The following is a 12,088-nucleotide window of genomic DNA, read 5'->3' as shown; positions in this document are numbered from 1 at the left end:
CCTGCTACCTCGCTTCGCGCCGCAGCAGCGGGGAGGCCCAGGGCTCGACGGCGAACAGGGCCATCCCGGCGCTCGGGATGGCGTCGATCATGTCGACCGGCTCCCTTTCGCGCTGCAACGTACCGCGCAGATCGCCGACCAGTTCAGCAGGGGCGCATGAGCCTGTCACGGCGCGTATCAGCTTGTCGGCATAGGGGAACCAGCGCTCGTCCTGCACCAGCCCGGCGGCCACCACCGGCAGGTCCTGCGCCTGTTCGAACAGGCGTGCGGCGAAGGCGTTGCGGCACAGAAGCTGCCGGACGGTCTCGTCGCGGCTGGCCGGGCGGGGGATGTCGAGCAGGACGAGGCCGGGGCGATCCTCCGGCCGCTGCCCGAGCAGCATCCTGGCCACCAGCTCGGGGCTGAGCGGCGTGGTGTGGCCGGCGTCGTGGCGGCCGGCGAACTGCAGGCTCAGTTCCCGGCTGCCGCGCGACTGTGCAATGGGGGCGGCGATGTGCAGGACGGACGGGTGCATGGTGTTCAACACCTCGTCGAGCATGCTCACATCGGGCTCCTCGAGCATCTGGACCTCGACACCCGTGGCCGCGTACATCTGCATGAGCCCCGGCCCGGAGACGCCGCGAAGCGAGGCATCCTCGGCGCTTTGAGAGGGCTTCAGCAGCAGCACGCTCGGCCGGCGCGAGCCCCTGTCGAGAACCTTCGCGGCCTGGCGATGAACCTCCCGCAGCGCGAGGGGGTGCATGGCCTGACCCCGGCCACTCCATGACGCCAGTGCCTTCAACGTGGCCGGCCCGAGGCGCCCGTCGACGGGCATGGGTTGCGCCCCCAGCACCCGCAGCGCTTGCTGGAGCCAGACCACGCGCGCGTGCGCCGCGTCGCCCGGGTGGGTGCGCCAGATCTCGCGCAGGCCGGGGTGCAGGCCGAGGGGCCAGGGCCCGGAGCCCGGCACCAGCAATTCCCACGGCATGGCCCCCGAGCCCGACACGCGATGCTGGATGATCAGTTCGATCCCGTCTTCCCGGGCGGCGTCATCGATCGCTACCGCCAGGGTGCGCGGCAGGCCGCACTGACACAGTTGGCGCGCATAGGCGACGCCGCCGCTGCCGAGGCCGGAGGAGAGATCGAAAGAGGCCTCATCGCTGAAGCGGCCCGCGGCGAACTGGACCAGCATGGGAAGCAGGGGCCGGGCCACCTTCATCCGCTCCACCACCTCGACGGCCGGTCCGCGGTAGTTCTGCGCCGTGTGCCCGACCTGTTCGGGAGAGTCGATGAAAAGGCCCTGCAGCGCGACGGTGGTTTCGGCATGGCCTGGCGAGGCGGCGGGCGAGGGGAGGGGCGAGGCTTGCGGTGGCACTGGGGGCGGGGGCGCGGGCAGCGCCACGTTCACGCCGAGCCCCTCGGCCAGTCCACGAATCCGGCCCGACAACCCGGGGAGGTCGATGCCGGGGAAGGCCTGCGGCAGTTCGGCCGCGATCCGAGCTTGCAAGTGCAGCGCGTCGAGCTGCCAGCGAGCGGGGACGGCGGCCTCCCGATCGATCTCGCGCAGCGCGCTGCGCAGCAGGCGCACCGCTGTGCTGCGCTCTCCACTGGCCGAGGCACGCGCGGCTGCCTCGGTCTGAAGCACCGCACAGAAACGCCGCTCGCGGCGCATGCGGCGCAAGACCGCCGCCAGCCAGTCCGGTGGCAATACTTCGGTCGGAGCGATGGCCAGCCGGTCGCAGGCCAGTGCCACCTGGCGCAACCAGGCGGCCGGCTCGGCGGCGGCGATCGAGCGCGACAGCTCGCGCAGGGCATCGGTGGCCTGTTCGCCGCGGCCGGATACGCGAAGCCACTCGACGCGGGTCAGGCTCATCCGGATCCTGTCGTGGGGCTGCAAACGCCGGTGACCGGGCAGGCCGAGCGGGTCGACGCGCAGCAGCCGGTTCACCCGCGTGACGAGCTCGGGCGGCATCCCTTCTATCGGCTTCAGGTACCGCAGACCTGCCGCCGAAGCCAGCCGCAGCGCAGCGTAGTCCATGCGCGCCAGCTCCTCGGCCCAGGCACGAATCGACTGGCTGCGATCCCATTGGGGGGTGCAGCAGGCCATCGACGCGAGAAAGACCTGGCAGCGGATCCTCGACGGCAGCGCCGGCAAGCCCGCCGCGAGGCCCAGCGCTCGGGCGACGAGGGCCGCCTGCTGCTGCTGATCGCCCTGCGCCTTCCGCAGGGCAGCCCTCAGCAGCATGTGCTCGATGCGCAGGTCGAGCGACTCGTCCGCCATCGCTTCGTCATGGTCCTGAAGCTGGCTGGTCGCCTGACGCAGGTTGCCGATGTCGAATAGGTTGATGCGAGCCATTTGCAGGCGCGTCCTCAACTCGGCCGCGTGGTCGCCGGTTTCGGCGTGCAGGGACATCTCCTGCGACAAGGCATCGAGTGCCGGTCCGAAATCCATCAACGTGCGGCAAGCCCGCGAACGAGCTGCCCAGGCTTTCACTCGCAGGCCCTGGAGCCAGCGCTGCACCAGGCCCTCGGAGCGCGTGCTCTTCAGGGCATCGAGCATCGCCTTGGCTCGGTCTCGCGCGGCTGCCGGTTGACCGGCCAGGAGCTGGATCTCCACCATCAATGCATCAGTATCCGCATCAAGAACCGCATGGCCTCGGACGATGGTGAAGCGCAGGCCGGGTTGCCGCCCCTGGGGATGCAGGGCGAGGAATCGGCGCAGGGCTGCTGCGGGCAGCGCTGCGCCCAGCAGCAACCGCGGCTCGTCCTCGGCGAGCTCGTGACGCGCCTGCACTCGATCCTCGGCCGAGGCCCAGCGGCCGGACACAGCGGCCAGCCGCTGCAGGCCTTGCTGCCAGAGGCGAAGCGCCGCCCGTGGAGCCTGTTCGGCCAAGAGCAGGCCGGCCTCGTCGCGCACCCATTCGGCGTAGCTCTCCGCCTCGCCCTGGCGCAAGGCATGCTGACCCCAGAGCCGGCTGTACCGGCGCGCCGATGGATCACCCGGCTGGGCGGCAGGCAGCCGGCTCAGCGTGAGCAGCACCTGGCCTCGCTGTTCGCTGCTCAAGCGCGTTCCCAGCGATGCTTCGAGCTGGGCGCGCCCGGCATCGACCTCGACGGCATCGCGTGCGAGGTCGCAGCGCAGTTGCCCTTCGTCGACCAGGGGCACCAGCCGCCCGGCGGCCGTGCCCAGCGTGGAGACGAGCGCGTCGTAACGGGCCAATCCGGCCCTCGCACGCGACATCTCCCGCTCCTTGGCCGACGCGATCTCGGTTTCGCGCGACAGCGCCAGATACTGCCGGGCCAGCGTGAAATGCGCGCGCGCCTCGGTCTCCGTCGACACCAGCCGCAGGGCGCCGGCGCCGCTTCGGAGTTCGCTCTCGCGCAAGTCCTCCGACAGCACCACCTGCGCCAGCGGGATCACCTGCGCCGGCTCCCCGTCGTGGCGCTGCACCCGTGCCCACCAGGTCGAGGCGGCCGCCGGGCCCCGGAGCAGGAACTCGTGGAAAGCCTCGTCGGCCAGGGCCTCGCCCCGATCCGGGCCGTCTCTGCTCTCAGCCCAGGCGCGGCGCGCGCGGGCGATGGCCATGCGATGGATCCGCTCGACCACCGGGCGGTCCTGGTGCATCAGCGCGCGCCTCATCGGGTGCTTCACGACCGGCTGGATGACGACGGCATCGTCGGAGCTGGGCTCCACGCTGATCCACGACGTGGCGCTGGCGTACTCGCGCAGGCGCCGCCACAGCGAGGCCAGCGAAGCGGTGTCGAGCGCGCCTCCGCGCTGCCACAGCCTGGGCCAGTCGCGATGTGCCACGCCATCCTGAGCGGGGTCGTCGGCGCTCAGGTCACCCCGCAGGGCGCGCCGCAGCGAGGCCGCGAGCACCTGCTCCACGAAGCCGCGCGTGAGACGGCGCGCGAGCACGCCGTAGCGCAGCAGCCAGCGCAGCGCCGGGTCGGGGATGCGCTTGAGCACCCGCTCGATGAGGTAGAGCGTGTCCACGTCCACGCCCTGGCCCAGATCGGCGACGCTCATGCCGGGCGTGGCCAGCAGCACATCGGCATACAGCGACAGCTTGAAGGGGCTGCCGTGGGCGCGCTCTATCACCGCCTGCAGCACGTCGGGCCGAGGCGACTGCGCGATGCTGGCGAGCCGCCGATCAAGGTAGATGCGGGATTCCCCCACGCTGAACGGAGTGACCTCGCAGCGGGCCAGCTGGGCAATGAAGGCCTCGTGGACCGGTCCGTACTGCTCCGCCAGGGTGTAGCGGCCGGAGAGGATCAAGGCCAGGCGCGGCGCCAGCGCGGGCGCGCCTGCCAGGGCATGCAGGCGCTCGCGAAGGCGCGCCACCGCCTGCACCAGCGCGTGCAGGTCGACCTGGTGCTTCAGCGAAGCCTCCTCGAGCGTGTCCAACACGAGTACCACGGGCTCTCTGGCCCGCGTCTCGAGCAGCACCCGTGCCATGCGTTCGCAGACTTCGGTCTCCAGGTCGGCCAGGCGCTTGGCGGCGACCACTGGATCGCCGGCCGAATCGGAACCGCCGGTGGGCACGCGGCGCCGCTCTTCGGCCAGGTCGGCCAGCAACTCGTAGAAGGGCCGCCCCGGCAACTGCGGATCCAGCCGTTCGACGAACTTGCCGAGCAGGAAGGCGCTGGCCAGCGAGCGCTCGGAGTCCTGCAGGAAATCGAAGTCCAGACGCGAGATGGGAACGTCTCGCGGCAGGCACCAGCGCGCCGCCAGCCAGCGCAGGAACATCGTCTTGCCGCTGCCGCCGGGCGCGTGCAACTGCAGGATGAAGCGGGCGGGGTCCTCCAGCAGCCTCTGCAAGCCATCGAGCAGGCTCAGCTCGACCTCGTCCTCGCCGAAGGCAAAGGGCAGCTTCTCGCGCTCTATGTAGCGGCTGGTGCGGAAGTAGTCTTCGGCGAATCCGGCGCGGGCCGCCAGCAGCGCGCGCTCGCGCGGCAGCGTCGAGGCAAGGGCCGGCGGAAGATAGGCGCGGCGCTGCTCGATCAGGTCGAGCAGCGATTCGCAACGCGCGATGTCGAAGCGATCTCGCGCGTCCCCGTAAAGCGACTGCCAGTGCTCCAGCGCGGCCGGCTCCCCGAGCGTGAGGCGGTGATAGAGCGCCTCCAGTTCGCCGTCGGCGCCCTGGGCTTCGAACCACGCGGCGAGATCGCGGTGCAGGGCAGTCCAGTCGGAGGCATCGCCTTCGTCGGCCGCCATGAGCCGAGCCCGACGGGACGCCTCGATGGCGAACCAACCGTTGCGGCCGGACAAGGGAACGAGGACGCCCAGGTCGGCGAGCCGCTCGAAAGCGCCGGGGACGGGGGCAGGTCCATGGGCAGAGTCGGAGAACGCGGCCGAGGTGACCGGGCCGTCGAACATGGCACGCTCGAAGCGGCGGGCCTGGGCGGCGGCCCGCAACAGCCGCTGGTCGGCAGGAGCGAGCAGCGCCTCGAGGGGGTCGCCTCCGTCGAGCAGGATCCGCCGCAAGGCCTCGAAGCGGGCGCTGGCGGCCGCGTTCGCCGAAGCGGTGCTCCGAGAGTCCGAGGGCGGCCGGTCGATCATGGCGTCGCGAGGTCGGGCCTCATCTCGAGCATGGATTCGCAGAGCTTGTCCACCGTCTTGAAGGCCTGCACATCCCAGGGCGGCGAGGTGGGCTTGCCGAAGGCGGCCTTGTCGATCGCACTGACGACGTTCTCCTCGGTGTAGAGCAGGGGCGACCACTGGTGGCAGAGTTGGCGGGCGAGGCGTCGGAAGTCGCCGGGGCTGAACAACGGCACCTCCACGAGCCGCGGCGGCCGCTCCATCAGCGTGAACGGCACGCGCAGGTCCTTGTAGAGCTTTTCGTCCAGGACCAGGATCAGCCGCAACTTGTCCACGGCGCCGCCGGCCACCGGCTTGAAAAGATGCTCCATCAGCACCTCGCCCATGGCGCGGGTGTCCAGGCCCTGAAGCTGGTCAAGCACCAGCAGCAGGCCGTCGGGCTCGGCACACAGCCCCAGGGCATCGCGGAACGAGGCAAGGGTGTCTCGCGTCAGGTCTTCGGTCTGGCCGGATTGTTCGGTCAGTGCCAGCCCGTCGTCAGGCACGGGGCCGTGCGCGGGGGTGGGCTCGAAGGCGGTGATGCCGCGCTGGCGCCGGTTCAGGCCCCAGTTGAAGTCGCGGAAGTGCTCCGACGGCAGCGGTGCGCCCGGGGCCGTGCTGGGCGGCGCGCCCACGGGGCGGCGGCGGTCGTCGCGGATCCAGCGCAAGGCCTCCAGCCAATCGACCTTGTCCTCCGGGTTGAACTCGATCCGCGCGACGCGGCTGCCGGCCCGCTCGCTGGCCTGCGCGGTCCAGCGCGCCAGGTGCGACTTGCCGCTGAGCTTGGCGCCGACGATCAGCAGCAGGTGTCGTGAAAGCTTGTCCGAGGCCGGGGGGCAGCAGCGCACGGCCTCGTGGGCCTCGCGCCGCTCGGGCAGCCGGGCGACGAAGCGCTGGGCCAGCGTCGTCAGGGGCTGGCGGGGAGGGCGCGGCAGCACTTCGGCTGGAGCGGCCGCAAGCGTCAGCCGGGGCAGCGACCAGTCCGGCTCCTGGTCGATGGCGCCGGGCCGCGCCACCGTCATCTGCCAGCGTGCCTGCTGCACCGCCAGGTCGAGCGCCAGCCCGCCGCCGCTGAGCAGGCCGCGATAGCAGGCCTTGGAGAATTCGAGGGCGATGTCGCCCGCGATGTCGCCCTGCATCGCCACCGTGGCGGCACTGCCGGCGCGCAGGAAGGCCTCGTCCAGGCTGGCCACCGGAGCGGGCTCGCTCCAGCCTGCGCCGGTCCTGCAGGCATTGAGGAACGCCACCCGCGGTGCGATCCCCTTCAGTTGCACGGCGATGTTGACGAGAGGCCAGTCCTCGTAGGCGCCGGGCTGGCCCGCCGTCCCAGGCCGCCAGAGGCTCAGGGCATGCTGGCCCGGGGGCCCGTCGCCCCGACCATGTCCTATGAAATGCAGCACGTGCGGCCGCACCTTGCGGCACCACTCGATGATCTGCGCGACGCTCGGGTGCTCCAGCACGTCGTACTCGACGTCGTAGCGCAGCGCCGCGGAGGCGAACAGGCGCTCGATCTCCAGCCGCTCCGCATCGGCCCCGATCTGCTGGGCGGCGAGCACATCCGGCTCGGCGCAGCTGGCGACCAGCACGCGGATCGGCCAATCCATGGGCGTCGCCGCCGAGGGCAGGGCCTGGGCCCGGAAGACCGAGCTGCCCGGGTCCAGCGCCGGGAAGCCGCCGCCATCGTCCGCCAGGCGTTCCCAGGGCAGGGCTTGCAGCTCGGGCAGCCGGGGATCGATGGCGAACCAGGTGCGCAGCGGGCCGGCCTGGCGCAGCTTGTCCCATTCGGCCAGCAGCTTGCCCTGGCCCAGCAGGCCGCGCATGAACCGGCCGACCGCATCGAGATGACGTCGCTGAGCCTGCAGCTCCAGGACGCGCAATGCGGTCAAGGCCAGTCCGGGCTGCTGCGGATCGTCGATCGGCCGGTGAGGGAGCGGCCCGGCGGCGATGCCCGACGTCGCGCCCTTGACCACGGCGAACGGGCCGCCGATGTCCGGGGCGATCGACAAGGCCGCGCTGAAGCCCTTTGCCGCGCCCCGCGCGGCCGTGATGGCGATGCGCGCGGCCTGCATCAGCGGCCCCTGGCGTTCACTCGACCGTCAGCACGACGGCGGGTTGCGGGACAAAGGGCTGCTTCGTCTCCGTCAGGCCGCCGCGCATCACCTGCTCGGGATACATCGCCCAGCCCCGGCCTTCGCGCACCAGCCGCCCGGCCTTATAGGCGAAGGCCGCCTCCGCCCCCGCAGCGCCCTTGAATTTCAAGGTGCTGCTGCTGGCCACCGACACCGAGCCCTTGCCGCCGAGGTCGATGAACTCACCGACCTTGCCTTCCACGCCGGCCTCGAAATCCGCCTTGTCGCCTCGGCTCATCAGGAGCTCGCTGGCATAGGCGTATTCGTAGGCGACATGCAGGCGGCCTTCCTCCAGGTGCTCCGCCGGGATGCCGGTCGTATTCAGGTCGGCGAGCAGCTGGTTCAGCCTCAAGGGATCGACGCTGAGGTAGTGCAGCCCGGTCAAGGCAAAGGAGAACTCATTCGCCCCGGCGAAGCGCAGGTCCAGCTTGGGCACGGCACCGATGCCTATGCATTGCAGCGCCGCCTGCAGGAAGTTGACCGCCCCCGACAGCTTCTTCGACGAGGTGTAGTGCAGCTCGATGTTGCCCAGCTCGCCCTTGGTGGGCTTCAACGTCTTCACGGCGGGCAGCGCCTCGGCCAACTCGCCGAGCCGCACCAGGCGCTGCGACTCGCGCACGTAGCTGTAAAGCTCCGGCGGCTTCACGCCGCTGCGCGGCAGGAACACGGGTTGGTATCCGAGCTTGTTCAGCTCTCGAACGAGTGCATCGGCCACGATGATCCCCTTCGCGGCGCACGAGGGCGCCGAAGGTGGGAATCATGCGCCCGCCGGCGGCGAGGGGCAATCATCCGGGCTGGGGACATCCGCGGCGCCGCAACCGGCACGGCACCGCGGCTCAGGCGATGCTGGCCGGCCGCACCTGCCTCGCTGCCCACAGGGCCGCGGCGATCACCAAGCACATCGTGGCGAAGGCTACCCACGCATAGGGCCACAGCATCGGCAGGCCCAGCAGGATCAGGCCGTCGTTGCCGCCGGGGATCAGCAGACTGCCCCAGCCCATCAGCAGGCCGCCGCTGAAGCATCGCAGCAGCTCCACCGCGCGAGGTGTGCGCGCCTTCCACAGCCCGGCGCGCCAGCCACCCCACATCGCGCCAGCGAGCAGGCAGCCGAACAAGCCGAGCCGCGTGCCATGACCCATCGCCATGCCACGGGCCAGCTCGGCCAGCGCGTCCGTGTAGGCCCAGGACCCCTCCAGCAGCAGCAGCGCGAGAAAGGCCAGGCCGATGGAGAGGGTCGCCGCATGGGGTGTCCACGCCAGGCGGGGGTGCCCGCCACGGCGCCGCCACGGGCCACTGACTCGCCAGAGCACGAAGGCAGCCCAAGCCCATCCCAGCGCGAGCGGTGCAGCAAAGAGGGCGGAGCCGCCTGGCAGCGGATCCGGCCGTACCCGGAAGAGGGCGTCGACGCTGAGGCATCCGAAGAAGAAGCCCGGCGGCGTTGCCAGGTAGGCCCATTCGCCGTTTCCCAGCCGCGCCACGGCACCGAAGACGCAGGCCCGGTTCACGAAGGCGCCCAGGCCCAGCAGCGCCGATCCCAGGAGCGTCCAGCGACTCACGGCGTAGGGCGCTGGCAACGTCGGCGCCGGCAGTGGCAAGGCCCGCAGCAAAAGCAAACCACCGGCGACCCACAACGAGGCTTCGAGGAGGCTGCGCAGGCGTGTGCCGCGGCCCTGGTCCATCAGTTCATGGACGGCGGCCACCGTGCAGGTGGCGCCGCGCTGGATCGCCGCGCCCATGAGTGCCGCGCAGGCACCGGCGGCAAGCGCCAGCAGCCACTGCCCCGGGCTCACCGGTTCACCCTCGGGCCAGTGGCCCGTGCCTTCGAGAGCGAAGGAGCGGCGGCACTCATGCCGGCTGCGGGCTGTCGAGGCTGTGCTCGATCACGCCTTCGATGGGGTCGACCGGCGCGCGCCACGGCGCCCGCTCGATCATGCGGCGGGCGTCGACCAGGCCAGCCGAGCGGCGCGCGTGCACGCCGGCAGAAGTGAAGTCGATGTCCTTGGTGTGGTCCTCGCCCTCGATGCGAGGCGCGACCAGGTGGGCCACGTGCATCGTCGTGCCGCAGCCCCACGCGGCCAGGTCGGTGGCCTCCTGCTGCCTGCCGGCAGGCATCAGCCTGTGCATCTCGCGGATCACATGGCGCAGGCGGTGGATCTGCTTCTGGCGTGCGATGTGGCTGTCCGCCCGGCTGGCGTACTGGATGTCCTTCTGCCGCCCCATCACCTGCCAGATCGACTCGGGTTGCGGCGCGGTCTGGTGCCAGACATTGACGGCGAAGATCAGCGCATCGCGCCGCGGGTTGTCGTCGAGCACGGCCTCGATGGGCGTGTTCGAGTACAGGCCTCCGTCCCAATACGCCTCGCCGTCGATGCGTACTGCCGGGAACGCCGGCGGCAACGCGCCCGAGGCCATGATGTGCTCCAGCCCGACCGTCTCCTGGCGGGTGTCGAAGTAGCGCATGTGGCCGCTGCAGACGTTGACCGCTCCGACCGTCAAGCGCATCCCGCCTTGCTGCAGCTGCCCGAAATCGACCAGCTCGCGCAGCGTGCGGCGCAGCGGCTCGGTGCTGTAGTAGGCCGCCTGGTCGACGCCCAGCGGGGCCTGCGTGCCTCGCAGCGCGCCCAGGTTGGGCTCGAAGAAGGCCGGGATGCCGCGCATCACGGTCGTCATGTTCGCCAGCAGGTTGCCCATGCCGAGCCAGTCCAGGGGACCGGCCAGGCGGGACTGCTGCTCCACGTGGCCCCAGAACGCGTTCAGCCGCTGCAGCCGCTGCTCGCACGGGTTGCCGGCGATCAGTGCGGCGTTGATGGCGCCTATGGACGTGCCGATGACCCAGTCGGGCTCTATGCCGGCTTCGTGCAGCGCCTCGTACACGCCGACCTGGTAGGCGCCCAGGGCGCCGCCGCCTTGCAGCACCAGCACCACCTGGCCGGGCAGGTCATGGCCATTGGCAGGCGACGAGGCCGCTGTCTTCTTGGAAGGTCGATTGGAAGGCATGGTGTTTCCCGGCAGGCGGCGTTCTGTTGCGTCGGTCGAAGCGCGGCCCGGCTTACATGTGCTCCATCATCGTGGCGGGCTGGCCGTCGTTGACGATGTCGGCGATGGTCAGCTCGACGGCCTGGCTGCCGCTGTTCTTCCACCAGTGCCTGGTGCCCAGGAACTCGCGCGAGATGTCGCCCGCCTTGTGCAGGATGGGGACCGCGCACTTGCTCGAGTGCTCGTAGATCTCGCCGCTGTCGATCATGATCAGCGCCGGCCGGTCTTCGTGGCTGTGGAAGGGCACGACACCGCCGGGGGCGATGGTCATGTGGCGCAGGCGAAGCCGGCGGTTGTCGAGATGCACGTTCTCTTTCGCCAGATCGATCGCCGACAGCTCGGTGTCGACGACGCCCATCGGCATCGTGGCGGCGCCGGCCAGGGCATTGGGCATCGCCTGGTTGGGAGGGCATTCGCCGGCCTGGGCGTTGGCAGCAGCGAGCGAGGCTGCCATCGCCGCCAGCGCGGCGACGACACGGGCCCAGCGGGACGAGCGGGTGCGGATGATCGAGCGGTTCTTCATGGGTTTCTCCTGAGAGGTGAGGTGGGAATCGATGGGCACCGGGGGCGGGCCGGGAGTCACTGCGCCGTCCAGCCGCCTTCGATGGGCAGCACGGCGCCGGTGATGGACGCGGCATCGTCGGAACACAGGAACGCAGTCAGCGCGGCCACCTGTTCGACGGTGACGAACTGCCTGGTCGGCTGAGCGGCGAGCAGCACGTCGCGGATCACTTCCTGCTCGGTGATGCCGCGGGCCCGCGCGGTGTCGGGGATCTGTTGCTCGACCAGCGGGGTCAGCACATAGCCGGGGCAGACCGCGTTGACGGTGATGCCGGCTTCTGCCAGCTCGAGCGCGACGGCCTTGGTGAAGCCTGCCACGCCGTGCTTGGCGGCCACGTAGGCCGACTTGTACTTGCTGGCCACCAGGGCATGCGCCGACGCGACGTTCACGATCCGGCCCCAACCCTTGCGCTTCATCGCCGGCACGGCCAGCCGCACGGTATGGAAGCTGGCGCTCAGGTTGATCGCCAGGATGGCGTACCACTTGTCGACCGGGAACTCGTCGACCGGCGCCACGTGCTGGATGCCTGCGTTGTTGACCAGGAGGTCGACCGCGCCGAATTCGGCGATGGCGGTGCCCATCATGCGTTCGATCTGCTCGGGTTGGCTCATGTCGGCGCCGTCGTGGCGCACCTGCACGTCGTGCATCTCGCTCAGCTCGTGGCGCAGGCGCTCGATCTCGCGGCCATCTCCGAAACCGTTGAGGACGACGTTGGCGCCTCGCGCGGCCAGCGTTCGTGCGATGCCGAGGCCAATGCCGGAGGTGGAGCCGGTGACCAGCGCGGTCTTGCCGATGAACATG

At 70.7% G+C, this 12,088-nt stretch carries 7 protein-coding genes; all 7 read right to left on the bottom strand.

Features of this window, described 5'->3' with window-relative positions; all coding sequences use genetic code 11:
- Positions 1–4 precede the first annotated feature (4 nt).
- On the bottom strand, positions 5–5,542 hold the full coding sequence (locus ACS5PM_RS12220) for a hypothetical protein (protein ID WP_439387906.1): 5,538 nt from the start codon (positions 5,540–5,542) through the stop codon (positions 5–7).
- Entirely contained in the window at positions 5,539–7,629 is a 2,091-nt protein-coding gene (locus tag ACS5PM_RS12215) for a CHAT domain-containing protein (RefSeq protein WP_439387905.1), read from the bottom strand. The genes ACS5PM_RS12220 and ACS5PM_RS12215 overlap by 4 nt, the downstream gene beginning before the upstream one ends.
- Positions 7,630–7,645: 16 nt before the next feature.
- Entirely contained in the window at positions 7,646–8,404 is a 759-nt protein-coding gene (locus tag ACS5PM_RS12210; protein WP_439387904.1) for a hypothetical protein, read from the bottom strand.
- Positions 8,405–8,525: 121 nt separating this feature from the next.
- A complete protein-coding gene (locus ACS5PM_RS12205; protein WP_439387903.1) occupies positions 8,526–9,479 on the bottom strand; it encodes a YeeE/YedE thiosulfate transporter family protein in 954 nt (317 codons plus the stop codon).
- A gap of 55 nt (positions 9,480–9,534) precedes the next feature.
- The gene (locus ACS5PM_RS12200; protein WP_439387902.1) at positions 9,535–10,686 is read right to left on the bottom strand and encodes a patatin-like phospholipase family protein; all 1,152 of its coding nucleotides are present in this window, start codon (positions 10,684–10,686) and stop codon (positions 9,535–9,537) included.
- A gap of 52 nt (positions 10,687–10,738) precedes the next feature.
- On the bottom strand, positions 10,739–11,248 hold the full coding sequence (locus ACS5PM_RS12195; protein WP_439387901.1) for a cupin domain-containing protein: 510 nt from the start codon (positions 11,246–11,248) through the stop codon (positions 10,739–10,741).
- Positions 11,249–11,304: 56 nt separating this feature from the next.
- Positions 11,305–12,087, bottom strand: a complete 783-nt coding sequence (locus tag ACS5PM_RS12190) for a 3-hydroxybutyrate dehydrogenase (RefSeq protein ID WP_439387900.1) — start codon at positions 12,085–12,087, stop codon at positions 11,305–11,307.
- Between the last annotated feature and the right edge of the window lies 1 nt (position 12,088).

The sequence above is a fragment of the Ideonella flava genome (assembly GCF_051857595.1).
GTDB lineage: Bacteria > Pseudomonadota > Gammaproteobacteria > Burkholderiales > Burkholderiaceae_C > Ideonella.
This window is presented reverse-complemented; position numbering and strand designations above follow the sequence as displayed.